Source organism: Pseudoalteromonas aquimarina, from assembly GCF_049257255.1.
Classification (GTDB): Bacteria; Pseudomonadota; Gammaproteobacteria; order Enterobacterales; family Alteromonadaceae; genus Pseudoalteromonas.
Map to the genome: position 1 here is coordinate 243,097 of NZ_JBMMUG010000001.1, position 25,908 is coordinate 269,004.

The following is a 25,908-nucleotide window of genomic DNA, read 5'->3' on the forward strand; positions in this document are numbered from 1 at the left end:
AAATGGGAAAAACCATCAGGCTAATAATCTACTGGCTGACTTTTACATTATTTGCGTTTGTTGCAAATGATGCCTATTCGAGTGGTCAAACTTCCTCACTGATTAACGAATATTCTGTTAAAAAATTAACTGCAGAAGACGGTTTTGTTTCCTCTGAAATTTATTCCATTATTCAAGACACACAAGGCTTTTTGTGGTTTGGTACCGCTGAAAATGGAGTGATGCGATTTGATGGTCGAAAAGTCGTACTATTTGAATTTGATAAAATGAGTGAGAACGGTTTATCACACAACGATGCCGGTAATTTAATGCTCGATCAGCAAGGCAATATTTGGATTGGCACCTGGGGTGGCGGCGCAAATTTATATAATCCCAAAACGGGTCGTTTTGAAAACTTTATTCACAGTGATTCAGAGTCCAACTCAATTTCATCCAATCGTATTCAATCGCTACTGCATGATCAAACAGGCACGGTTTGGCTTGGTACCTACGATAAAGGACTCAATCAATACTTAGGGAATTACCAGTTTGAATCCATCACGAAAACTGATGACGGCGATACAAGCTTATCGCACAATCGCATTTGGGATATTGCGGACGCAGACGATGAGCACTTGTGGGTAGCAACAAGTTATGGTTTGAACCGATTTAATAAAAATACCAAAACGTTTACGCATTTTTATCCAGATCCAGCTAATAAAACCCCAACAGATGCAAATGAGATAAGAAGTATTTTAATCTCTAAGAAAAATACTTTTTATGTTGCAACACAACAAGGCCCGTTTATGTTTGAGGCGAATACAGGGGTATTTACACCAATATTAAGCACTGAAAAACAACCACTTGGCCAAGTTAATTCGATGATTGAAGACCGCGATGGTTATATTTGGTTCGTTACAGCGTCTGGTATTTATCGATATGATAATAGTATCGAGTCGTTAGAGAAACTCAATTTAGGCTACAGCAATGGCTTTCGCATTATTTTTGAAGATTCGTATGGTGTGATTTGGATTACTAACGAAGTGCATGGCATTTTTAAGTTAACGCCACAACGTAAGTTTAAATCCATTAATAGTCCTAAACTGGCTTCGCCTAATGGGCTTTTAGTGGATGAGAATGGTGACATAGTGATTGCTTCCTCTTCTTCTGCGTTATTTAAATGGCATGTTCGTGCCCAAATGTTAGAAAGCCTTTTCGAACCGATCTTTACAAAAGAAAACGGCCTTATAAATAGTGGTGCAGTTGAAAAGCCAATTTTGTTAAAACAAGACCGCGAAACACTATGGTTAGCGCAAGATCAGGGGCTTGCTAAAATTAATCTTGAGAGCAAACAGGTTGAAATTATTCAGTACCCTAAAACGGCAAAAAATTATCAGGAGTTTCGTGAATTACGTTCGCTTGCTTTTGACAAACAAGGAAACCTTTGGATTGGCACCTACAAAAATGGTGTTTACCTTTACAATACAAAGACAAAAACATTTGAGCATTTAAATCATCTACATGGATTATCTCACCCAGAAGTTTTAAAGCTTTTTTACGATAACGCACACAATATGTGGGTAGGAACGGGGGCAGGTATAAGTCTATGGCTTCCAAAGCAGCAACGTTTTCGTGTGTTTAAAATGGAGGGCTCTGACGAATCTAGTTTACTTGGCAGCATCGTACAAGATATTTACCAAGCAAAAAACGACGATATTTGGATAGCCACACAAAAAGGGTTAAATCGCTACCTACCTCAAAGCCAAAAATTTCAGCGATTTAGCGAATTAAATGGATTGCCTACATCACTTATCAGAGCGGTTGTTGATGATGAAAATGGCAACTTATGGCTCACTACTAATAAAGGTATCTCAAAACTCAACCCGAACTCGGGTGAGGTGACTAATTACGACGGGCGAGAAGGAATTTTAGGCTCAAACTACTATGCCAATAGTTTAGTGGTTGGGGCAAACGATACCTTATTTACAAGCAGTCAACGTGGGGTTGAATATTTCAGTACAGATTTTGAAGAAAAACAAGCTAAATCACCGAATGTAGTGCTTACTGGCTTCAGTAAAATGGGAGAGCGTCAAAAGCTCGCAACACCTTATTCGTATGTCACCGATATCGACTTATCCTATCAAGATTATTTTGTTTCATTTGAATTCTCTGTGCTTGACTTTAGTGCACCAAATAAAAACCAATATGCCTATAAATTAGAAGGTTATGATGATAATTGGATTGAAATTGGCAATAATAATTCAGCATCATTCACTAATTTAGATGGTGGAAACTACACATTGCGTGTTAGGGCTACTAACAGCTCGGGAAAGTGGAATGAAAACGAATTATCAATCAACCTCCATGTATCGCCATCGCCCTTTAAAAGCTGGTGGGCATATACCACTTACTCCATCATTATTTTAGGTTTAATTTTCTTCGTTATTTATTTGAGAACACGCTTACAACAAAATGAAATCGCGAGACAAAAACAGTTTGTAACCACACTTGAAGAGCAAGTAGCTGAAAAAACATCGTCACTCGCGCAGCAAGCCAATGAACTAAAAGAAGCGTTACAAAAAGCAGAAGCCGCCACCAAGTTAAAATCAGAATTTTTAGCGAATATGAGTCATGAAATTCGTACACCAATGAATGGTGTGCTTGGCATGCTGCAATTACTAAAAGACAGCGAGCTGACAACCGAACAAACACATCGGGTGGATATTGCCAGCTCCAGTGCTAAATCACTTCTGACATTGATTAACGATATTCTGGACTTTTCAAAAATCGAGGCGGATCGCCTTGAACTAGAGTACATTGATTTTGATCTGCAAGATGTGATTGAAAAGCTTGCCGAGGCCGCTGCATTAGATGCTGAGCAAAAGGATGTGGATATTATTTTAGATTTAAATGGGCTTTATTTGACTCATGTAAATTCTGACCCTGGTCGTATTCGTCAAATTCTCACTAATATTTTAAGTAATGCGGTTAAATTTACTGACGCTGGGCAAGTGTTAATTCGTGCACAACTCGAAAAGAGCACTCGTTCGGGTTTTCTTCAGTTTAGCTGCGAGATTATTGATACGGGCATAGGCATTTCAAAAGATAAACAAGCAAGCTTATTTGATGCATTTAGCCAAGGTGATGCATCAACGACACGAAAATATGGTGGCACAGGACTTGGTTTGAGCATAACTCGTAGGTTATGTAATTTACTCCACGGGGATGTAGTTGTTAGCAGTGAGCTTGGTAAAGGCAGTTGCTTTACAATTACCTGTTTGGCTAAAAAGGTAAATGTGCCTGTAACACCAGAAGCAGTAGCTCAATTTCCTTCATTAAAGATAATGTTGGCTGACAGCAATGTAGATAATTGTGAGGTATTAAAAGCACAGTTAATGCGTTTATCTGCAAAGGTGGATGTGTGCCATGACATAAACCAAATTACTAACAAATTTAATGCACCTGCAGAAGTCACTGAGATCTTTATTATCGAACGAGCCTTATTTAATGGGTTGGATGAGCATACCAAGCAAAGCCTAAAACGTTTACAAACAAAAGTAGTTTTATTAGTGCCTTTCAGTGAAACGCTTGAAAATCAGGGCTATCAACAACTGGGTATCAATCTTCACTTATTTAAACCGGTAACACCCACACGTTTACGCGCGGCCATAAACACCCTAATGAGAACACATGAACAGTTACCAGAAGAAAATAAGCAGAGCCAAGAGCCAAACAAAAATGAATTGTCGCAGCAACACTTTATAGGCACGCATGTATTGTTAGTTGAAGACAACCCGGTAAATCAAATTGTTGCATTGAATGTGTTGAAAGGTTTAGGAGTCAGTGCCGATGTTGCTTCAAATGGCCACGATGCCCTTGCGTCATTAAAAGCAATGACGGATAAAAATCTCTATGCAGTGATAATAATGGACTGCCAAATGCCTGAAATGGATGGTTATGAAACGTCATCACGTATTAAAGCGGGCGAAGCAGGTGAACATGCCAAGCACATTCCTATTATCGCGATGACTGCCAATGCCATGCAGGGCGACAAACAAAAATGCCTCGAAGCTGGCATGGATGACTACATGACAAAACCAATAGAAAAAGACGTTGTTTATAGCAAATTGAAGCGATGGCTAACGTGAAACAATGTGAATTAAATTACTAGCGTTTACTTTCAGCGTTTATTCCTCGCCATAACGCATTACAAAATTCACTCCTTCTACCTTTTGGGTTATAATCCCCGCCCTTAAATTTCGTGTTTACTGACTAGGGGCTTTATGACAGTCGAACAATTTGATCCAAACAAAACTACGACACTAGAAACGGCTAAAAAAACCATTGCGGCACAAGAGAATACGCAGTCGCAATCTGCCGATAAAGGCTCTAAGGTCGGTTTCGTCTCTTTGGGCTGTCCTAAGAACTTAGTTGATTCTGAGCGTATTCTTACTCAGCTTCGCACCGAAGGTTATGAAGTGGTAAATAGCTACCATGATTCAGACGTGGTGATTGTAAATACGTGTGGCTTTATCGACAGCGCAGTGCAAGAATCGCTTGATACCATTGGCGAAGCGTTAAAAGAAAACGGCAAAGTAATTGTGACGGGCTGTTTAGGCGCGCGCGAAGATGAAATTCGTGAAGTACACCCAAATGTTTTAGGCATTACTGGCCCGCATTCATATGAGAATGTGATGGAGCATGTACACGAGTTTACCTCAAAGCCAAAAGCGAACCCGTTCACCAGTTTAATTCCTGATCAAGGCGTGAAGCTCACACCAAAACACTATGCGTATTTAAAAATATCGGAAGGCTGTAATCACCGTTGTACCTTCTGCATCATTCCATCAATGCGTGGTGATTTAGACTCGCGCCCAATTGGTGATGTGTTATCAGAAGCCGAGCGTTTAAAACAAGCTGGCGTAAAAGAGCTATTGGTAATCAGCCAAGATACCAGCGCTTACGGTGTTGATGTTAAACATAAAACGGGCTTTTGGAACGGCATGCCAGTGAAAAGCGATATGCTTAATCTGTGTCAGGCGCTTAACAAACTAGGTATTTGGGTGCGTTTACATTACGTTTATCCGTATCCGCATGTGGACAATGTGATCCCACTGATGGCAGAAGGTAAGCTATTGCCTTACCTTGATATTCCATTCCAACATGCGAGCCCAAAAGTGCTTAAACTAATGAAGCGTCCGGGCCAGGCTGAGCGCACGTTAGATCGCATTAAAAAATGGCGTGAACTGTGCCCTGAGCTGGTTATCCGCTCAACCTTCATTGTTGGTTTCCCAGGTGAAACTGAAGAAGATTTCCAAATTCTGTTAGATTGGCTTGAAGAAGCACAACTTGACCGTGTTGGCTGTTTTAAATACTCACCAGTTGAAGGTGCAAAAGCCAATGAAATTGAAGGCCAAGTACCAGAAGATGTAAAGCAAGATCGTTTCGAGCGCTTTATGATTAAACAACAAGCAATCAGTAAAGCGCGCCTTGCAAAACGTGTTGGTCAAACCATGCAAGTGCTTATCGACGAAGTTGACGAAGAAGGCGCAATTGGCCGAACTTACGCAGATGCACCTGAAATTGATGGCTTAGTTTACTTAAATGAAGAATTTAATGTAAAACCAGGTGATATTGTGAATGTTGAAATTAAGCATTCAGATGAATATGACCTTTGGGGTGAAGTGATTCGCTAGCCAGAAGGTAAAACTAAGATATAAAAAAGGCCGCAATTGCGGCCTTTTGTTTGTCTTCAGAGATGGATCTAATTAAGGTTTGTATTGCGCATCTAACGTCACGCCAGAGAATGTGCTGTAAGCATATGCACCTAAGTGCCATTTTCCTGCTGCTGGGTTAGTGATAGTACATGTTTCAGTATTACCATTGTTCCAAGAACGGCAGTCATAAGCTGATGTTGTAGGTTGGCTACCGTTACGAATGTAAAGATCGGCATCGCCTGTGCCGCCAGCAAGTGTTACTGTAAAACTAGACATGCCTGCAGGTACATCGATTGTGTAACGAGCCCATGCACCTCGGCTAGCAGATACATTATCTACAGAGCCACCACCACCCGTGTTGCCACCTGATGTTGTAATGTTACCTGTGAGTGAAGCACCTGAGTATGCGCTGTAGGCATTTAGCATAATGTGGTACGTGCCCGCTGTTGGGTTATCAATAGAGCAGGTTTCGCCATTGCCTGAGTTCCAAGAGCGACAATCAAAGCTAGATGTTGTTGGTTTGCTAGCAGAGCGCACATATAAGTCAGCATCACCAGTACCACCTGCTAAGTTGAATGTCACATTCGTAGCACCTGATGGAATTTCCATCGTGAAGAATGACTGTGCGTTTTTAGCGCCTGATAGACCTGTTTTCGCAACGCCATTTTCAAGTACATTGTCACCTGTTGGTGGCGTAGTATCACCTGATGCCGCATTTACTGCTGCAAGTGCATCAACAATACCCGTACCACAGTTTGTACACGTTGCTGGGAATGAACGCGTTGTTGATTTTAAGATTTGCTCAATTTCATCTGGTGTAGCCGTTGGTTTCGCTTGCTTAATTAGCGCAGCAACACCTGCAACATGCGGTGCAGCCATTGATGTACCTTGCGAGTAACCGTAACTGTCGCTACCTGGGCCAGTTGCACCTGAGTTGTAAGTTGATAACACACCTTCAGGGTCGTTAGCGAAACTTTGTGCACCACCTGGCGCTGCAACATCGATGTTTGCACCATAGTTAGAATAGTATGCACGGCCACCGTTACGACCAACAGATGCTACGTTTACAACGCCTGAACAGTTACCTGGGTTGTAATTTGCAGAGTTGTCATTGTCATTACCCGCTGCAATTACGACTACCGCACCATTTGAGCGTGCTGTATTAATCGCTGCTTGGGTTGTTGCGCTACATGCACCTGAACCACCTAAGCTCATGTTAATTACAGATGCAGGGTTGGCATTTGCAGTTGTACCTGACACTGAACCACCCGATGCCCAAATGATGCCGTCAGCGATATCTGAAGTTAAACCACCACATTTACCAAGTACACGCACAGGCACAACTTTAGCGCCATAAGCAACACCAACAACACCTTCGCCATTGTTAGCAACTGCAGCAACGGTACCTGCTACGTGAGTACCGTGCCAGCTTGAGTTTTGATCAGCGCGTGGTACTGGTTGACCTGAACTGTCTGTACCACATTCACCTCTGGTTGTTGCATCACCTGGGTCACGTGCATCGCTATCACGACCGCCACCATCATTTGCCACAAAAGTGTTAGAGATCATATCGTAACCAGGTAGCAGGTTAGCACTTAAATCAGCATGTGGGCGGTAGCCTGTATCAAGTACAGCAACTGTTACACCAGCACCTGTTGCTTTATCCCAAGCACCAGGCAGATTCAAACCACCCGTTGACTCATAGTAGTGCCACTGATCTGAGTATTGTGGGTCGCTTGGTGTTGCAAATGGCTTTAACATTTGGTCGATTTCGATGTACTCAATATCGCCAGACGCAATCATGTCTTGCATATATTGCTGAGTTTGCTCAGCAGATAGCTTACCGTCTACTTTTACAACGTGAAGACCTTCAAGTGCCATTGGGCGAACATAGCGTGATTGCTTATTTAATTTTGTTTTGAAGTTAGAAACAAATGATTGTGCAGAAACACGAGGCACGAATGTTTGTTGATCGGCCTGATGGTCAAACTCAGCTAAGGCTGGGCTTTGATTTTTATATTTAATGATGAACTGTGTTGATAATTGCGTTTGGCCCACAAGTTTTGCTTTTACTTCAGCAAGTTGTGTTGGCTCTGCCAATGTATTTGCATTAGCGCTTATCGCAAGTGGTATTAGCGTTGCTAATAAACTCTTTTTTAATAATTTATTATTATTCATAGTATTCCCTAAGTTATTTTGTTGCTTAATATTTTGTGCCCATAATGGGATCTATTGTTAATTTAATGTGAAAGCTAAACAAATAAATTATTAAAAACGAATAACTTAATAGCAAATAGTTATAAGTAAGAGGAACTCTTGCACAGCGCTGCTTTTTGCAGTGTAAATGGATGTTAATGGATATATTTCAATGGTTTATGAATTGTGCGACAGGGCATTTGTCCGGTTTAAGCATAATTAATACAAAACCATGAGGTGAAATTAAGATAATTTGAAGTGTTATTTTTGCTTTTATCGCAACAATGGTGCTTTATTACGAAAATGGTTGTAGTTATAGTGGGTGATAGCCAAACCAGGCTGGTTTTATATCTTGGCTTTTGCCTGAGTAGGTTAATTCAATAAAATAACCGTCTACTAAATCAATGGGCAGTAGGTCGTCAACTTCCATTAATCGGTCTTTGTGGGTTTTTTGCAGTTGTGTAGGTGCGCGACTGAGCGCGATTTGTTTTGCTTGCTCTGGTGAATTGGCAACAATTAATTCAAAGCTATGCTGCTCCATAATATGTTCAGGATAATAAGCACCTAAGTTGACAAAGTATAACCTCTGCTTTGACTCTGAGTGTTGCTGCGTTAAGGTAATATCAAAGCCATCAACATGCTTGATTTCACAATAACTATCCATGTGAACATTGGCTTTATCGCCGCACCACTGCTGCTTGAGCGTTGTAAATGTGTGCTCAATGCTTTCGCCAATAACAAAGCGAATATCATGCATTTCAATATTACAGCCCGTGACCTTACCGCCTAAACACACCATAAATAATCGATTCATAATATTCACTCACGTTGCAGTTTTAGTTAGTCACGCATAAAAGTTACGCGTTTAATTAAACCGTTTTCAATTTGGTAGCTGGCAATCACCACAACATCGTTATCAAGGTTTTCTGGATTGTTTGATGCGCTGCAAGCACGCTCTTTGTCTACTAAAAAATTGCCATTTACAATACGGCTTAGGGAAGTGGCATTTAAATAAACCAGCGACGCAAATTTAGCGCCATAGCGTTTAATTAGCTCGTCTTTTCCTTGGTATTGTAATCCGCCAGGAAACGCATGAATTTCAACATCATCATGGTAAGTTGCAGCAAATGCATCTATATCGCGGTTGTTATAAGCATCTAGTTGTTTATCAACAATTGCGATTGTTTGTTTTTCTTGTTCCGTAAGCGTCATTTTCTATTCTGTATTAGCCCAAAGAAGGGGATTGTAGTAAAGTTTTACCTTTCAAAATATGATTTTGCGATGAATTTTCACCAATCATCCAATATCAATTATTAGTGAGCCGAAATGAATCAAACACAATTGCAGCAAGCCCTTAAACACCATTTTAACTTTGATGAATTTCGTGAAGGACAAGGGCAAACCATTACTCAATTGCTGAATGGTCATTCAAGCCTGGCTGTTTTCCCTACCGGCTCAGGTAAGTCATTGTGTTATCAGCTCACAGCACTTTTGTTACCGCATTTAACCTTAGTGGTGTCACCCTTACTCGCGCTGATGAAAGATCAGGTGGACTTTCTAAATAGCAAAGGCATCAAAGCAGCTAGTTTAGATTCAAGCCTTGATAAAGATAGCTACTTTGATGTGGTAAACCGCGTAAGACAAGGTGAGATTAAGATTTTAATGGTCTCGGTAGAGCGCTTTAAAAACGAACGCTTTCGACAGTTTATTAATTCGGTTGCCATTTCAATGCTGGTGGTTGATGAGGCCCACTGTATTTCTGAATGGGGCCATAACTTTAGGCCGGATTACTTAAAATTACCTCAGTACCGCGAAGACTTGAAGATTCCTTTGGTATTGCTGCTCACCGCAACAGCAACCAAAAAAGTAAAACTTGATATGGCTAACAAGTTCGCTATCAATGAGTCGCATATTGTGCAAACAGGCTTTTACAGGCAGAACTTAGACTTATCGGTTATTCCTGCGCTTGTAGGGCAAAAAGAGTCGCAATTAATTGAACTAGTACGCTCGCAAAACGGCTGTGGCATTGTGTATGTTACGCTGCAACAAACAGCCGAAAGTGTTGCGGAAAAATTAAGGCAAGCTGGCGTAAATGCGGTGGCTTATCACGCAGGGCTTGGCAGCGACGTGCGCCAGCAATTACAAAACCAGTTTATGCAAAGCAATAACCAAGTGGTAGTTGCGACGATTGCCTTTGGTATGGGGATAGATAAAAGTGATATTCGCTTTGTAGTGCATTACGATTTACCAAAATCAATCGAAAACTATTCACAAGAAATTGGCCGCGCAGGGCGCGATGGGTTGCCATCTAACTGTTTTGTTTTGGGTAATTTAGATGATGTCACCACGCTTGAAAACTTTGTTTATGGCGACACGCCAGAGCAAGCAAGTTTAGAGCGATTTTTTGCAGATATTCGTGAAAATACCGAGGATAACCAGTGGCAGTGCCAAATTTATGCATTGTCGCAATTTACCAATATTCGCCAACTCACTTTAAAAACTTTGTTAGTGCAGTGCGAATTACTTGGTGTACTGGTGCCAAAATACAGTTACTTCGCCGAGTATCGTTATTATTTTAAGTTAGATCGTGCTGCAATTTTGACTAAGTTTAATAGCGAACGCCAAACCTTTTTAAATCAGCTTTTTAATGCTACCGACTTTAAGAAAAAGTGGGGCAGTATTGATGTAAACGAATTTGCGTTGCAATCGGGGCTTGAGCGCTTTCGAGTGTTATCGGCACTTGAGTATTTACATGAGCAAGGTGATATCGAACTTGAAAGTAAACAGCTTATCGATGTTTATCAAGTGGATAGTTCGCAGCTTGAAAACCCTGAGTTGGTATCGCAGTTAGCCACGTATTTTTTAAACAATGAAAAAAGTGAAGTGGCGCGTATTAATACCATGCTGCGCTATTTTCAGTTAGACACCTGTTTAAGCTACAACTTAGCACGTTATTTCGATGACCAAGGTGCGCCACAGCAGTGTGGTCATTGCAGTGTGTGCCGTGGGCAAATTGCTCAGTTGAATTACATTGATACGCAAAAACAGTTAGTTGAAAGCCAAATTAACGATTATTTAGCACCGTTAGATATTGCACTTAATGGGCAAGGATTTGCACTAAGCGACACCCTTGCAGCGCGATTTTTAACAGGCCTAACACAACCTGTATTCACTAAAGTAAAGGCGTCGAAAATGGCAGGGTATGCGGTGTACGATAGCGTGCCATTTGAAGCCGTTAAAAATGCAGTAGCGCGAAATCGCTAAGCGATTTTTTCGATGTATTCAAGCGCGGTCATTTGGTGATAAGTGACATCGCTATGCATTACATGGGTTGGATTTGGGTCAACAATCTCAATAGGAATTTGATTTTGCCGTGCAATTTCGAGCGCCATTTGGGTAATGTTGACACTAAAAGATGTACCCATAAACACCATTTTATCGGCGTTAAACATGCGGTTTTGCGCCTCGGTTATTTGATAAAGTTCGGTATAAAACTCATCAAATAAAAGTACATAAGGTTTTAATGACACATTAAGCTCAGGCCCGTGTTTTGAAATCTTAAAAATATCGAGTAACGATGTTTTAAGATTTTGCTCGTCTACTTCATGCCATGGCGCTTTAAAACGCTCAACCACAGGCCCTTGTTCATGAAAGTAAGTTACTTCATCAATACGCCCGTGAATTGAAATGTAATTTTCATTGCCCGCTTTGCCATCAAGGCCATCAATGTTTTGTGTGATCAGGTCTTTATCGGCAAGCCAATAGTGTGCGCCGTTCGGACCATGGTTTCGGTAAGTCACAAATCGTTTGTAATACCAAGCTAAAAACTCAGCTGGATTGTGTTGATACATGGCGCGGGTAGCCATTTCCTGTGGTGTGTAATTATTACTGCCAATGGTCCAGTAACCATCTTCACCGCGAAATGTAGGAATACCACTGGCGCTACTTACGCCAGCACCAGTGATGTATAACGTGTTATTCATAGCCTAAAGCACTTCTTTTTCGAGTTTTTAGTAGTTTATCGCCAAATTGAAATAAACCAAGGCTGACTAGAATAATCGCTGCACCTACTACTAACGACACTGACAACGATTCATTATTCAGTAATGTACCAAGCGCAATAGCAAACCCCGGAGTTATTAACGTGATAAGCGCAACCGTGCTGGCATCTAGCTTTTGCAGTACGTGAAAATATGCCAAAAAGCCAAGCAATGACCCAAAAACACCAAGGTAAATAATCGAGCCAATAGCGCGCTCACTCCATAAACTTGGATTAAAAGTGCCATCAACTAACAACCAAGTGATAAAAAAGAGTGGCGTTACAATCACCAGCGCGCCAAAGGTAGTTGCCATTGGGTGAATTGCTAATTTTACGGTTTTTACCATGACGCCACTTAAACTAAAACAGCATACCGCAGCAAGTACGCACAAAAGGCCAACATTAAATACCGATTTACCTACCAGTTGATCTTTACATACCAGTGCTAAACCAAGCACCGACATTACCAGTGCGACCACTTTTATTTTGCTGAACTTGGCTTCATTTAAAATACGCTGTGCCAGTAACCCTGACAAAATAGGCGCAAGGCCAAATACCAGCGAAATAACACCTGAAGGCACTGATTGTGCGGCGAAATAGCTCAGCATCATACCGCCATAAATCCCGAGAGCTGAATAGCTGTATAATTTTATCGCTCTGCCATGCCAAGGTAGACGGATATTCGCAATTGCCATCACAAATGCGCCAAGCACAAGCGCGATTAACATGCGTAAAAATACCGACATGGTTGGCGGAATAGAGTCGCTGCTCCAGACAATGCCAAGTGGTGTGGTCGACCAAATTAGCACGACAAAAAAATACGATACCTTAACAGGCATGATAGCGTTCCTAAGTTTGGCAGATAAAAGAAGTGAGGAGGAGAGACTAACCGCTTTTACCTGCGGTTATTACATTTAACCGCGTTAAGTACGACGAAGTAGGGCACTGACCATATTGGCCTGCCATGTGTTCCATACTTGTAGCGAGTTAATTGAGTTCATTGCTATAAAATAAATTTTACTTAAAGAAACTATAGAGTCGTTTGGAATGGGTATGAAGTCAAGCAGAAAAAAGGGTAATTAAATTACCCTTTACGATTTAAATGTAAGTAAAGATTTCTAATTAATTGGCGCTAATAACTTTGGGTTGGTTACTAACTGGCGTACGCCATGCGCGTGGTCTTCTTCAAATACGTTTGCTTCACACCATTTACCAATAGTATTGATGTTTAGCTTTGCACACTGTGGACGTACATTCCATGTAACTTGAAGTGGAGAACATGACTTTTCAGTGAAGCTTGGACCTGTAGTTGAACCTAAAAACTCAACCGGTGCACCTGTATTATTTGGGATGTGCTTTGCTTGATGATAACCATTTACTACATTGCCGTCGTAGCTTAAGTCGTTAAAATCTAACGCATCGTTATCATTTACTAAAGTAAATACTTGAGTCTCTACGCGTAAATCTGGGTTTGCACATTTTTCACTTAAGCATGAGCCTAAACCTTTACCCGGCTTAACATCACATGACGTATGTACCCAGTGTACTTCAATGGTGTCACCCGGCTTTAAACCTTTACAGATTGGCCCTTTTGGTGCTTTTAATTCAGCAGCACTTAATGACTCAGAGATATTACATTGGTAACCGCCATATTTACCATCACCTGCGAACATTGAAAAATCCTTCGCTTTGTGTTCGGCATTTTTATGGAAGTGGATATTACATAAATTAAGTTGTTCTTTTGCTGGCGCTTTGCTGAATACTACTTTGTTTTCGCCAAGTAGGTCATCAATATCACGTGGTGTTTGCGGACCAAAGCCTTCACATGTGTCTGCGATTGCAGCTGCGCTAAAACCAAGTGCTAATGCAGGAAGAAGAGCTTTTTTAATCATATTTAGTTTCCCTTAAAAGTGTTGAAGCACGCAAAATCAACCAAACAAACAACACCTCATGTTTTATAATCTGCTGCGTAATATTGGCGTCTTTACGTTTTGTCTTTTCAGGGGAGTGCGAGTGTACCATGGCTGAAATGGCTTTTTGTGAATTTAATGATTTTTTTAATTGTTTTTTATTTAACATTATCGCAACAATAAAAGCTTGATAAGAGGTTGCTTATTGCCTTATAGGGGCTTATAATCCTCTGCATATTTTTGGTCGCGCTCAGCGCGTCTCACAAGTAAATGTGACGATACAAAGATTGTTTGAATTTCAAACTTTCTTTATCAATGTCACTGTCGAAGGTAAACGACATTAAACTTTACTTGATTGGCGCGGGATGGAGCAGCCTGGTAGCTCGTCGGGCTCATAACCCGAAGGTCGTCGGTTCAAATCCGGCTCCCGCAACCAACACCCTGTTACTTTAGTAACTTGCGCGCATTACTTAATGCGCGTTTTGCGTTTAGGCAAAGTGTATTTGCCTAATTTGGTTTTCGACCCGCACCAAGCTTGGCCGACGGCCACACAGATTAGTTTTTGATGTGACGCCCCGCTTGGTTCGGGGCGTTGTTGTATCTGAAACGCTAGAAGTTGGGGCATATGCCCTTTTTTTGTTTGTATGGAGAGATGTTGTGACTAAACTCGAACAAGATTTAATAGCGATGTTTGAGCCTACCATTGAGGATATGGGCTTTGAATTATTGGGCTTAGAGTTAGCGCAAGCGGGCCGCAATTCGACGCTGCGCGTGTATATCGATCATGAAAACGGCGTTAATGTAGATAACTGTGCCGATGTCAGCAGACAAATTAGCGCTATCTTGGACGTTGAAGATCCGATAACGAATGAATATAACTTGGAAGTTTCTTCTCCGGGCATTGACAGACCATTATTTAAACCAGAACACTTTGTTAAAGCTACAGGTGAAGAAGTACGTTTACGTACCAAGCTTCCACAAGACGGTCGCCGTAATTTTAAAGGCGACTTAACTCAGGTTAATGGCGATATGATTACGCTTAACATCGATGGTGCTGATTTTATGATCATGCTATCGAATGTTGAAAAAGCGAACATCATCGCTAAGTTTTAATCGTGCGAAAGGAATAGGGCAAGCGAGGCAAGAAGATGGCAAAAGAAATACTTTTGGTGGCAGAAGCTGTTTCGAATGAAAAAGCAGTACCACGAGATAAAATTTTTGAAGCACTAGAGTTCGCACTAGCGACAGCGACAAAGAAAAAGCACGAAGGTGATATTGATGTACGTGTAAGTATTAACCAGAAAACTGGTGAGTACGACACTTTCCGTCGTTGGATGGTAGTAGAACCTCAAGAAGACGGTAGTTTAGAGCACCCATTCCGTGAAATTACAATAGAAGCTGCGCAGATTGATGAACCAGAAATCCAGCTTGGTGATTTTGTTGAAGAACAAATCGAGTCAGTTAAATTTGACCGTATTACAACGCAAACTGCGAAGCAAGTAATCGTACAAAAGGTACGTGAAGCTGAGCGCGCACTTGTTGTTGAAGCATACAAAGATCAAGAAGGTGAGATGATCACAGGTGTTGTTAAAAAAGCAACACGTGATGCAATCGTACTTGATTTAGGTAATAACGCAGAAGCGGTTATTTACCGTGATGATATGCTACCACGCGAAAATCACCGTCCAGGTGACCGTGTACGTGGTTTATTATATTCAGTTAAGCCTGAGGCACGTGGTGCACAATTATTTGTGACACGTTCTAAGCCTGACATGCTTATTGAACTTTTCCGCATCGAAGTACCAGAAATTGGTGAAGAGATGATTGAAATCAAATCAGCTGCGCGTGATCCTGGTTCGCGTGCAAAGATTGCGGTTAAGTCAAATGACAAGCGTATTGATCCAGTAGGTGCGTGTGTGGGTATGCGTGGTGCACGTGTACAAGCCGTATCAACTGAGCTATCAAACGAACGTATTGATATCGTGCTTTACGATGATAACCCAGCGCAATATGTAATTAACGCAATGGCACCTGCAGAAGTAGCGTCAATTGTTGTTGATGAAGATTCGCGTTCAATGGATATCGCAGTAGAAGCCGATAACCTAGCGCAAGCGATTGGTCGAAATGGTCAAAACGTACGTTTAGCAAGCCAACTAACTGGTTGGGAACTAAACGTGATGACTGTTGAAGATATGCAGAAGAAAAATGAAGAAGAGTCAGACAAGCTGATCTCATTATTCACTGAAGGTCTGGATATTGATGAAGACTTCGCTCAGTTCTTAATTCAAGAAGGTTTCTCTTCACTTGAAGAGGTTGCTTATGTACCTGTTGCTGAATTCCTTGAAATTCAAGGTCTAGATGAAGCGACAGTGGAAGAACTACGCGAACGTGCTAAAGCGGCATTAACTACGCAAGCACTTAAAACAGAAGAGTCTTTAGAAGGTGCAGAACCTGCAGAAGACTTACTAGGCCTAGAGGGCTTAGATCGTCACCTCGCATTTGTAATGGCGAGCAAAGGTGTAGTTACCCTTGAAGATCTTGCAGAGCAAGGTGTGGACGAACTTGTAGACATTACTGAACTAAGCGAAGAACAAGCGGGTGAGCTAATTATGGCTGCACGTAACATTTGCTGGTTTGGCGACGAATAATTATTGACGGAGGTAAAGTAAATAATGGCAGAAGTAAGTATTGATAAACTCGCCAGCGACATAGGTACAACTGTTGATAAGCTAGTACAACAGTTTAAAGACGCTGGAATTGAGAAATCTCCGTCAGATCAAGTTACTGAAGATGAAAAGAATCAGTTATTAGATCATTTAAGCCGTGCACATGGTGGCGAAGGCACAAGCGCGCCAACGCGCATGACGCTACAACGCAAAAGCAAAAGCACATTAAGCGTGCCAAGCGGTTCGGGTAAAGCGAAATCTGTACAAGTTGAAGTACGTAAAAAGCGCACTTACGTGAAGAAGAGTGCACTTGAAGAGCAAGCGGCTGAGCAAGCAGCAGAGCAAGCACGTATTGAAGCTGAGCAAAAAGCACAGCAAGAAGCAGAGTTAAAAGCAAAGCAAGAAGCTGAACTTAAAGCGAAGCAAGAAGCTGAGCAAAAAGCAAAAGAAGCGGCTAAGCAAAAAGCAGCTCCTGAAGCAAAAGCAAAACCAGCTGAAGCGCCTGCACCAAAACTAACTGCTGAAGAAAAAGCGGAAGAAGAGCGTCTTAAGCGTGAAGCGGAAGAAGTAGCGAAGCGCAAAGTGGAAGAAGAAGCTAAGCGAGCTGAAGAAGAAGCTAAGCGTCTTGCTGAAGAAAACGAAGCGCGTTGGAAAGCTGAAGAAGAAGAGCGTAAGCGTCGCGAAGAGACTGCTGATTACCACAGCACATCTTCACAAGCTGCACGTTTAGCTGAAGACGAATCTGACATGAAAGAAGAACAGTCAGCTCGTCGCGCAGGTAAGAAGAAGAAAAAAGGCAAAGAAGAAGAAGTAGTTGTTCGTGGTAAAGGTAAAGCTGCTAAAAAAGGCAAGCTTAAAGCACCTCAGTCACTGCAACACGGTTTCCAAAAGCCTACTCAAGAAGTAACACGTGACGTTCGTATCAGCGAAACAATCACGGTTTCTGAACTTGCTTCACGTATGGCAGTTAAAGGTACTGAAGTTATCAAGACCATGATGAAAATGGGCGAAATGGTAACAATTAACCAAGTACTTGACCAAGAAACAGCATCTTTAGTTGCTGAAGAAATGGGTCACAAAGTGGTACTTGTTAAAGAAAACGAGCTGGAAGAGAAAGTACTTTCAGACCGTGGTGATGAAGGTGAGCAAGCACCACGTGCACCAGTAGTTACTGTTATGGGTCACGTTGACCATGGTAAAACATCAACACTTGATTACATCCGTTCTAAGAACGTAGCAAGTGGTGAAGCAGGTGGTATTACACAGCACATTGGTGCATACCACGTAGAAACTGATAACGGTATGATCACGTTCCTCGATACTCCTGGACACGCGGCATTTACGTCAATGCGTGCTCGTGGTGCGAAAGCAACAGATATCGTAGTACTTGTGGTTGCAGCAGACGATGGTGTAATGCCACAAACAATCGAAGCGGTACAACACGCAAAAGCGGCTGAAGTACCACTGATTGTTGCAGTGAACAAGATTGATAAAGAAGGTGCGGATCCAGATCGCGTTAAAAACGAACTTTCACAGCACGATGTAATCCCAGAAGATTGGGGCGGCGATGTACAGTTTGTGCACATCTCTGCAAAAGTAGGTACAGGTGTTGATGAGTTATTAGAAGCGATTCTAATGCAGGCTGAACTACTTGAACTAACAGCTGTTCATGATGGTATGGCATCAGGTGTTGTAATTGAGTCTCGTCTTGATAAAGGTCGCGGTCCAATTGCTTCTATACTTGTTCAATCAGGTACGCTTAAGCAAGGCGATATCGTTCTTTGTGGTTTAGAGTACGGCCGTGTTCGTGCAATGCGCGACGAAGATGGTAAAGACATCAAAGAAGCGGGTCCGTCAATCCCTGTTGAGATTTTAGGTCTATCAGGTGTACCTGCGGCTGGTGACGAAGCAACGGTAGTTAAAGACGAGCGTAAAGCACGTGAAGTTGCACTTTACCGTCAAGGTAAATTCCGTGATGTTAAACTTGCACGTCAGCAGAAAGCGAAGCTTGAGAACATGTTCTCTAACATGACCGAAGGTGATGTGTCTGAAGTGAACGTGGTACTTAAAGCTGACGTACAAGGTTCAGTAGAAGCTATCTCTGATGCACTTGTTAAGCTTTCAACTGATGAAGTTAAAGTTAAGATTGTTGGTACTGGTGTTGGTGGTATCACTGAAACTGATGCAACACTAGCTGCAGCGTCAAACGCAATTGTTGTTGGCTTTAACGTACGTGCGGATGTTTCTGCTCGTAAAGTAATCGATAGCGAAAACCTAGATTTACGTTACTACAGCGTAATCTACGACCTAATCGATGAAGTTAAGCAAGCAATGTCAGGTATGCTTGCACCAGAATTCAAGCAAGAGATCATTGGTCTTGCTGAAGTACGTGATGTGTTTAAGTCACCTAAGATTGGTGCAATCGCTGGTTGTATGGTTACTGAAGGTCTTGTTAAGCGCAATAACCCAATTCGTGTTCTACGTGATAACGTTGTTATCTACGAAGGTGAACTTGAATCACTACGCCGCTTTAAAGATGACGTTCAAGAAGTTCGTAACGGTATGGAATGTGGTATCGGTGTTAAGAACTACAACGACGTTAGAGTTGGTGACCAGATCGAAGTATTTGAAGTTGTTGAAGTTCAGCGTAGTCTGTAACTTTCGCTTCAATAATTAGATAATTCTTTGGGGGCTTTATGCCCCCTTTATGCTATTTTTCTCAAATAGTATTTAAGAGGAATAAGAAAAGTTTATGAGAGAATTTTCTCGTACCGATAGAGTGGGTCAACAGATCCAAAAAGAAGTGGCACTAATTTTACAACGTGAAATTAAAGATCCACGTTTAGGCATGATCACCGTAAGTGCGGTTGAAGTATCACGAGATTTATCTTATGCCAAAGTGTTTGTCACAACACTAAGTGATCATGACGAAGAAAAATCAAAATTGATTATGAAAATTTTAGGTGAAGCACAGGGCTTTGTTCGCTCACTGCTTGGTAAACGTATTCGCGCGCGTATCGTACCTGAAATCAAGTTTGTAATGGATACCTCACTATTAGAAGGTATGCGCATTTCAAATCTCGTGGATAAAGTGATCCGTGACGATAATGAAAAGCGTGGCGATGCAGCTCCAGAGGACAAAGAAGACTAATGGGGCGCAGACAAAAAGGCCGTGCAATTGACGGCATTTTACTGTTAAACAAGCCTACAGGTATCTCATCAAGCAAAGCGCTGCAAATTGCCAAAGGCATTTATTTTGCACAAAAAGCGGGTCATACCGGTGCGCTTGATCCTTTAGCAACCGGTATGTTGCCAATTTGCTTTGGTGAAGCGACTAAGTTTTCGCAGTTCCTGCTAGATACAGATAAAACGTATGTGGTACGTGCCAAATTAGGCGTACGTACAGACACCTCTGACTCAGATGGTGACGTTGTTGAAACTAAGCCAGTAAATATCACTGAGCAGCAGTTAGTTGATGCGGTAAAGTCATTCGAAGGTGAATCAGACCAATACCCATCAATGTATTCGGCACTTAAGTTCGAAGGTAAACCACTGTATTACTATGCGCGTCAAGGTATTGAAGTACCGCGTAAATGTCGCAAAATTAATGTGTTTAGTTTAACCCTAGACGAAGTTGATTTTGACAATAACGAAATTCAAATGACCGCGCATGTTAGCAAAGGCACGTATATCCGAACGATTGTAGACGATTTAGGTGAAAAACTGGGCTGTGGCGCGCATGTGATTATGCTGCATCGCAGTGCTGTTGGTCATTATCCTGCCGAGCAAATGATGACGCTTGATGAATTGCAAGCGATTCTTGATGACGCAAAAGCAAACGACATCACACCAAGCGAAAAGCTTGATCCATTATTATTACCAATGGATACCGCGTTACATGGCATGACCGAAGTGTGGGTAACGGATGGCCAAGCGAAAGCATTTAGCCATGGGCAGGCGGCAACCATGCCAAACTTACCGGATGGTGAGTTTAAGGTGATGCGAAAAAGCGACAATCGCTTTATCGGAATTGGTGAGCGTAATAGTGATGGGCAGCTTAAATCTAAGCGTGGCCTGTCGAATACGCAGCCAATCGAAAGCAAATAAAGTTATTGTAGTAATTTAAAATGCTGGTAGAATACGCCAGCTTATTTGCTTTGGCTGAATTAGTGATCGGCTAAAGTAATTTAATTAACTCACTAAATTTTGGAGTCTAAAATGCTAAGCATTCAACAAAAAGCTGAAATCGTAGCTAAATTCGCACGTTCTGAAGGCGACACAGGTTCACCAGAAGTACAAGTTGCTCTTTTAACTTTCGACATCAACAAGCTTCAAGGTCACTTCGCAGATCACAAGCATGATTTCCACTCACGTCGTGGTCTTCTTCGCAAAGTAAGTCAGCGTCGTAACCTACTTGACTACCTAAAGCGTAAAGACGTTGAGCGTTACACTGCGCTAATCAAAGAGCTTGGCCTACGTCGCTAATCAATTTGATTCTAAGAAAGGAGCCTCGGCTCCTTTTTTTGTGCCTGAATTTTATTGTTTTACAGTTAAGTTGCTTACTAAATGAATCTTAGTCGTAATGCACTTATAAATTGATAAAAACCAAGCCTATTAAGTCAGCGTGTGATTTTAACGCTACTTAACACTCTAAAGCGTAAAGACGCTCCGCGTTACACTGCGCTAATCAAAGAGCTTGGCCTACGTCGCTAATCAATTTGATTCTAAGAAAGGAGCCTCGGCTCCTTTTTTTGTGCCTGAATTTTACTTTTGTTCAGTAGAATACTTCATCGGATGGAATCAAAAGACTATCTTAAAGCCCTTTTTTGCGCTGCGAGACTACCATCTTTCGCGCTATGCAGTATACTAGCGCACAAGTTAATGACTTAGCCTCAAACATTGCTAAATCATTTACTTATTAAACTGATGCCAATTGTAGTAGTTAATCGATTTTGACTTTGAAACTGCAAATACGATTACCTACTGTAATTGGTGTTATTCAAATAGTTATACATTTTAAAGGATTTTTTAATGCAACCAATTATTAAAAAATTTCAGTTTGGTCAACATGAAGTGACTTTAGAGACGGGTGCTGTTGCTCGTCAAGCAGATGCAGCAGTTATCGCGAGCATCGGTGATACAGCAGTACTTATCTCTGTAGTAGGTAAGCGTGACGCGGCACCTGGTCAAGATTTCTTCCCACTAACAGTTAACTACCAAGAGCGTATGTACGCTGCTGGTCGTATTCCAGGTGGTTTCCTTAAGCGTGAAGGTCGTCCAAGCGATGGCGAAACATTAACTGCACGTCTTATTGACCGTCCAATCCGTCCACTTTTCCCAGACGGTTTCGTAAACGAAGTACAAGTAATCGCGACAGTTGTTTCAATTGATCCAGAGATCAAGCCAGACATCGTTACATTAATCGGTACTTCAGCAGCACTTGCTATTTCAGGTATTCCATTTAATGGTCCACTTGGTGCGGCGCGCGTTGGTTACATCAATGACCAGTACGTACTTAACCCATCAACAACTGAGCTTGTTGAAAGTAAACTTGACCTAGTAGTAGCTGGTACTGAAAACGCAGTACTTATGGTTGAATCAGAAGCTGAAGTGCTTTCAGAAGACGTGATGCTTGGCGCAGTTGTATACGGCCATGAGCAATCACAAGCGGCTATTCAAGCAATCAAAGAGTTCCAAGCTGAAGCGGGTAAACCTGCATGGGATTGGACTGCACCAGAAAAGAACGTAACGCTTGCAGACAAAATCGCAGCGATTGCAGAAGAGAAAGTAGGCGCAGCTTACTTAATCACTGATAAAGTAGCACGTAAAGAAGCGATTTCTGCTGCAAAAGCTGAAGTAGTTGAAAAACTAACTGCAGAACTAGCTGAAGACGAATCACTTGATGAGCAAGAAGTAGGTAAACTATTTGGCTCATTAGAGAAGAAAATCGTACGTGGCCGCATCATTGCTGGCGAAAAGCGTATCGACGGTCGTGAACCAGACATGGTTCGTGCACTAGACGTAATGACAGGCGTATTACCGCGTACTCACGGTTCAGCTATCTTCACTCGTGGTGAAACGCAAGCACTTGTAACTGCAACACTTGGTACAGAACGTGATGCACAGATGATCGACGACCTAACAGGTACTAAGACTGATCGTTTCATGCTTCACTATAACTTCCCTCCATACTGTGTTGGTGAAACTGGTTTTGTTGGTTCACCTAAGCGTCGTGAAATCGGTCACGGTAACTTAGCAAAGCGTGGTATTGCTGCAGTAATGCCAAGCCTTGAAGAATTCCCATACTCAATTCGTGTGGTTTCTGAAATCACTGAATCAAACGGTTCTTCTTCAATGGCATCAGTATGTGGTACATCACTTGCGCTTATGAATGCAGGTGTACCAACTAAAGCATCTGTTGCTGGTATCGCGATGGGTCTAGTAAAAGAAGGCGACGACTTTGTTGTTCTTTCTGACATCTTAGGTGATGAAGATCACTTAGGTGATATGGACTTTAAAGTTGCTGGTTCATCAGAAGGTGTAACTGCACTACAAATGGATATCAAGATTGAAGGTATCAACAAAGAAATCATGCAAATCGCGCTTAATCAAGCAAAAGCGGCTCGTATGCACATTCTTTCTGTAATGGACCAAGCAATCGACAAGCCAAGTGAAGAGCTTTCTGAGTTTGCACCGCGTATCTATGTTGTAAACATTCCACCTAAGAAAATTGCTGATGTTATCGGTAAAGGTGGCGCAACAATCCGTGCACTAACGGAAGAAACGGGTACAACTATCGAAATCGAAGATGACGGTACAGTTAAAATTGCTGCAACGAACGGTGAAAGCGCACGCGCTGCAATCGCACGTGTTGAGCAATTAACAGCAGAACTTGAAGTAGGTACTATCTACTCAGGTAAAGTTGTTCGTATCGTTGACTTTGGTGCGTTTGTAAACGTATTACCAGGTAAAGACGGCTTAGTACACATTTCGCAAATCAGCGAAGAGCGTGTAAACAACGTAGCTGATCACCTAAAAGTAGGCGACGAAGTACAAGTTAAAGTACTTGAAGTTGACCGCCAAGGCCGTGTGCGTCTAAGCATCAAAGAAGCGATGAAGAAAGACGACGCACCAGCTGAAGTAAATGCTGAAGAAAAAGCATCAGAAGAATAAGTCGATTAAATAGACTTAGCGATAAAAAAGGGGCTGTATAGCCCCTTTTTTTATGCTCTAATAGCAAAGAGGTAAATTTTAAGGATAGATTTTAGTGAATAAATTGAAACGGTTTTTTGCAACGTTAGCGATAGGCGCAAGCCTTGTTGGTTGTCAGGCAACAAATGAGACTGAAACGGGAGATCACCCGGTTGTAAACGTTCCATTTGCAGGCCCATTGCAACATGACTTTCGTAAAGAGTTGGAAATTGCCCGTATCAATCAAGCACTAAATAATGTTGATATCACCACTGAGCAACGAGCTGGTTTGCATCATAAACGTGGTGCCTTATATGACAGTGTTGGCTTATCAACGCTCGCTCGCCTCGACTTTAACTATGCCTTAAAACTAAAACCTGATTTTGCTGAAGTGTATAATTTTACTGGTATTTACTACACGTTAAGCATGCAATATGACCAAGCATATGAAAGTTTTGATGCGGTAATTGAATTGCTGCCCGATCATGAATATGCCTACCTTAACCGTGGTATTGCACTTTATTATGGTTCGCGTCCCGATCTCGCTGAACATGATTTAAAGAAATTCCTCGCAGCAGATAAAACCGACTCTTACCGTGCAGTATGGGTTTATTTAGCAACGCGTAAAGTAGATGCAGAGCGTGCATATAATGAATTAAAGCAACATGCAGTTGAACTTGACCAAACGCGTTGGTCTTATCAACTGGTACAGTACTTTTTAGGCGAGCTTTCTGAGCGTGATTTATTGTTTAATGTGCAAAAAGATTTAACCAGCCATCGTGAGTACCTTGAGCGTCTTTGTGAAGCGTATTTCTACCTTGCTAAAGATGCAGTATCTGACAATAAGCCGTTAAAAGCAGAAGACTATTTTAATTTAGCAATGGCTACTAACGTGTATGAATTTGTTGAATATAAATATGCACGATTAGAATTACGTTTACTTTATAGCGATGATCAAACACCTGACGAAATCCAGTGAAGTGGTTAATTGTTGTTGTTTTAAGTAGCTTACTTTCATCAAGTTACTGTTTTAATGAAAAACGCCTATTACAGGCGTTTTCTGCTTATCCAAGCCAGCTTTATGCTACCTTAGCTCACTTTGCAATTTTGCCCGATGTTGATGATTTTCGAGACTCAACTGATCACCTACGAGTGTATGCTAATTTCAAAAACCCAGATGCAGAAGCTTTATTAGCGCAAGCCTTTATTGAAAATGCGAGCCTCTACCAAAGCACCTTATTAACTGCGGGTAAAAATGGGTCGATGCTTGCCAAACGAAAGCTTGAAGATTATTTAAAATCAACCGAACAATGGTTAGCAATTCAAAATCTACCTTGGCAACTACCCGAACAATTACACACTGATGCAGCGATGTCGTTAAGGCAACCGCTTGATAATACTGTGCTACAAACATCCTTAATTTATCCATCAAAAAACTGTGCTGAAAAAGTGATGCTAGTGGTTAGTGATTTAAGCAGTTTTAATCACGTTAAAGCGCTTAAAAAACGCTTTGAGACAACGTTTGACTTACCAATATGCTTAAGTGAGCCAGTTTATTTTGATGCGACAAAGATCAAGTGCTCAAATAACCCTAAAACTCGTATTCAGTGTGTGCTAAGCAATAATAAGGTGTTGGAGCGTTATACTTACGATAAATTAGCTTTCTTTAGTAAACAGGGGATTGCTAATGCCTTTGCAAATCAGCTGCATATGAGCTACTTGCAATCAGAGCGTGTATTACTGCATGAACTGATGCATTTATATGGCTTTATAGATGAATACCCGCTAAAAAAAGCGCTGGCACAGCGTATGTGTAATGTTGAGAAGAAAACTCGAATTGCCAAAAACATTGTGGTATTGCCAAATCCCGATAATGCAGCAGAGCGAATTTCTTTCAAAGGTCAAGATTGGTATAAAACAAATACCTGCGATAATGCAAAAGGGCAGGCATATAAACCCGTTTCAATAACGTCAAATTTAGAGCTGTTAGACTTGCCATTACCGAGCTTGTATAAAACCTGGTTAACACAAGCAATGCTAAACGAGAACAACTTGTAGTTAATAGATTTACACGGTTTTTCAATAGTCTTTATTCAGTATTTACACTATATTTATTAAAACCATGAAATGGCTCGTTTTGTGTTCAATTACATACGCTTAATCTAGACATGATAGTCGTTTCTAAAGTATAAATAGAAGAATGTATGCAT

At 41.5% G+C, this 25,908-nt stretch carries 19 protein-coding genes, 1 tRNA gene and 1 pseudogene; 14 read left to right on the plus strand and 7 right to left on the minus strand.

What is annotated here, in order from left to right; translation table 11 throughout:
• Positions 1 to 2 precede the first annotated feature (2 nt).
• Both AAEU29_RS01065 and rimO read left to right on the plus strand, forming a co-directional pair.
• A complete protein-coding gene (locus AAEU29_RS01065; RefSeq protein WP_421971701.1) occupies positions 3 to 4,127 on the plus strand; it encodes a hybrid sensor histidine kinase/response regulator in 4,125 nt (1,374 codons plus the stop codon).
• 135 nt (positions 4,128 to 4,262) lie between these two features.
• The gene (gene rimO, locus AAEU29_RS01070) at positions 4,263 to 5,675 is read left to right on the plus strand and encodes a 30S ribosomal protein S12 methylthiotransferase RimO (RefSeq protein ID WP_421971702.1); all 1,413 of its coding nucleotides are present in this window, start codon (positions 4,263 to 4,265) and stop codon (positions 5,673 to 5,675) included.
• A gap of 72 nt (positions 5,676 to 5,747) precedes the next feature.
• Here the strand turns inward: rimO and AAEU29_RS01075 are convergent, their stop codons facing one another.
• From AAEU29_RS01075 to AAEU29_RS01085, 3 genes are all read right to left on the minus strand, one after another.
• Positions 5,748 to 7,874, minus strand: a complete 2,127-nt coding sequence (locus AAEU29_RS01075; RefSeq protein WP_421971703.1) for a S8 family peptidase — start codon at positions 7,872 to 7,874, stop codon at positions 5,748 to 5,750.
• Between the two features lie 331 nt (positions 7,875 to 8,205).
• Entirely contained in the window at positions 8,206 to 8,706 is a 501-nt protein-coding gene (locus AAEU29_RS01080; protein WP_421971704.1) for a DUF1543 domain-containing protein, read from the minus strand.
• A gap of 26 nt (positions 8,707 to 8,732) precedes the next feature.
• Complete coding sequence (locus AAEU29_RS01085) at positions 8,733 to 9,104, minus strand: nuclear transport factor 2 family protein (RefSeq protein ID WP_421971705.1); 372 nt, start codon at positions 9,102 to 9,104, stop codon at positions 8,733 to 8,735.
• Positions 9,105 to 9,218: 114 nt separating this feature from the next.
• Here AAEU29_RS01085 and AAEU29_RS01090 point away from each other — a divergent pair, with 114 nt between their 5' ends.
• On the plus strand, positions 9,219 to 11,156 hold the full coding sequence (locus tag AAEU29_RS01090; RefSeq protein WP_421971706.1) for a RecQ family ATP-dependent DNA helicase: 1,938 nt from the start codon (positions 9,219 to 9,221) through the stop codon (positions 11,154 to 11,156).
• Here the strand turns inward: AAEU29_RS01090 and AAEU29_RS01095 are convergent.
• The 4 genes from AAEU29_RS01095 to AAEU29_RS01110 all read right to left on the minus strand — a co-directional run bounded on the left by AAEU29_RS01095 (position 11,153) and on the right by AAEU29_RS01110 (position 14,010).
• Positions 11,153 to 11,875 carry an SIR2 family NAD-dependent protein deacylase gene (locus AAEU29_RS01095; RefSeq protein ID WP_421971707.1) on the minus strand — a complete coding sequence of 241 codons (723 nt, stop codon included), beginning with the start codon at positions 11,873 to 11,875 and terminating at the stop codon, positions 11,153 to 11,155. The genes AAEU29_RS01090 and AAEU29_RS01095 overlap by 4 nt on opposite strands.
• Positions 11,868 to 12,770 carry a DMT family transporter gene (locus AAEU29_RS01100; RefSeq protein ID WP_421971708.1) on the minus strand — a complete coding sequence of 301 codons (903 nt, stop codon included), beginning with the start codon at positions 12,768 to 12,770 and terminating at the stop codon, positions 11,868 to 11,870. Before AAEU29_RS01100 ends, AAEU29_RS01095 begins: the two co-directional genes overlap by 8 nt.
• A 279-nt stretch (positions 12,771 to 13,049) precedes the next feature.
• Positions 13,050 to 13,823: a delta-class carbonic anhydrase gene (locus AAEU29_RS01105; RefSeq protein WP_421971709.1), complete on the minus strand. Its 774-nt coding sequence runs from the start codon at positions 13,821 to 13,823 to the stop codon at positions 13,050 to 13,052.
• Positions 13,816 to 14,010, minus strand: a complete 195-nt coding sequence (locus AAEU29_RS01110) for a hypothetical protein (protein ID WP_421971710.1) — start codon at positions 14,008 to 14,010, stop codon at positions 13,816 to 13,818. The genes AAEU29_RS01105 and AAEU29_RS01110 overlap by 8 nt, the downstream gene beginning before the upstream one ends.
• A 190-nt stretch (positions 14,011 to 14,200) precedes the next feature.
• On the opposite strand from AAEU29_RS01110, the gene AAEU29_RS01115 reads away from it, so the two are divergent.
• The 11 genes and pseudogenes from AAEU29_RS01115 to AAEU29_RS01165 all read left to right on the plus strand — a co-directional run bounded on the left by AAEU29_RS01115 (position 14,201) and on the right by AAEU29_RS01165 (position 25,756).
• Positions 14,201 to 14,277: transfer RNA gene (locus AAEU29_RS01115), tRNA-Met, on the plus strand.
• A 221-nt stretch (positions 14,278 to 14,498) separates the two neighbouring features.
• The gene (gene rimP / locus AAEU29_RS01120) at positions 14,499 to 14,954 is read left to right on the plus strand and encodes a ribosome maturation factor RimP (RefSeq protein WP_038643347.1); all 456 of its coding nucleotides are present in this window, start codon (positions 14,499 to 14,501) and stop codon (positions 14,952 to 14,954) included.
• Positions 14,955 to 14,989: 35 nt separating this feature from the next.
• Positions 14,990 to 16,489 (plus strand): transcription termination factor NusA, encoded by a 1,500-nt coding sequence (gene nusA / locus AAEU29_RS01125; RefSeq protein ID WP_421971711.1) that lies wholly within the window; start codon positions 14,990 to 14,992, stop codon positions 16,487 to 16,489.
• Positions 16,490 to 16,513: 24 nt separating this feature from the next.
• Positions 16,514 to 19,165 carry a translation initiation factor IF-2 gene (infB, locus tag AAEU29_RS01130; protein ID WP_421971712.1) on the plus strand — a complete coding sequence of 884 codons (2,652 nt, stop codon included), beginning with the start codon at positions 16,514 to 16,516 and terminating at the stop codon, positions 19,163 to 19,165.
• 94 nt (positions 19,166 to 19,259) lie between these two features.
• Complete coding sequence (gene rbfA, locus AAEU29_RS01135; RefSeq protein ID WP_372769018.1) at positions 19,260 to 19,658, plus strand: 30S ribosome-binding factor RbfA; 399 nt, start codon at positions 19,260 to 19,262, stop codon at positions 19,656 to 19,658.
• On the plus strand, positions 19,658 to 20,614 hold the full coding sequence (truB, locus tag AAEU29_RS01140; RefSeq protein WP_421971713.1) for a tRNA pseudouridine(55) synthase TruB: 957 nt from the start codon (positions 19,658 to 19,660) through the stop codon (positions 20,612 to 20,614). Before rbfA ends, truB begins: the two co-directional genes overlap by 1 nt.
• Before the next feature lie 111 nt (positions 20,615 to 20,725).
• Positions 20,726 to 20,992 carry a 30S ribosomal protein S15 gene (rpsO, locus tag AAEU29_RS01145; RefSeq protein WP_372769014.1) on the plus strand — a complete coding sequence of 89 codons (267 nt, stop codon included), beginning with the start codon at positions 20,726 to 20,728 and terminating at the stop codon, positions 20,990 to 20,992.
• A gap of 126 nt (positions 20,993 to 21,118) precedes the next feature.
• Positions 21,119 to 21,220 (plus strand): annotated as a pseudogene (locus AAEU29_RS01150) (30S ribosomal protein S15); the annotation flags it as partial.
• A 318-nt stretch (positions 21,221 to 21,538) separates the two neighbouring features.
• Positions 21,539 to 23,680 carry a polyribonucleotide nucleotidyltransferase gene (pnp, locus tag AAEU29_RS01155; RefSeq protein WP_421971714.1) on the plus strand — a complete coding sequence of 714 codons (2,142 nt, stop codon included), beginning with the start codon at positions 21,539 to 21,541 and terminating at the stop codon, positions 23,678 to 23,680.
• 94 nt (positions 23,681 to 23,774) lie between these two features.
• Complete coding sequence (gene nlpI / locus AAEU29_RS01160) at positions 23,775 to 24,677, plus strand: lipoprotein NlpI (RefSeq protein WP_421971715.1); 903 nt, start codon at positions 23,775 to 23,777, stop codon at positions 24,675 to 24,677.
• The gene (locus tag AAEU29_RS01165) at positions 24,674 to 25,756 is read left to right on the plus strand and encodes a peptidase M76 family protein (protein ID WP_421971716.1); all 1,083 of its coding nucleotides are present in this window, start codon (positions 24,674 to 24,676) and stop codon (positions 25,754 to 25,756) included. The genes nlpI and AAEU29_RS01165 overlap by 4 nt, the downstream gene beginning before the upstream one ends.
• The last annotated feature ends 152 nt before the right edge of the window (positions 25,757 to 25,908 follow it).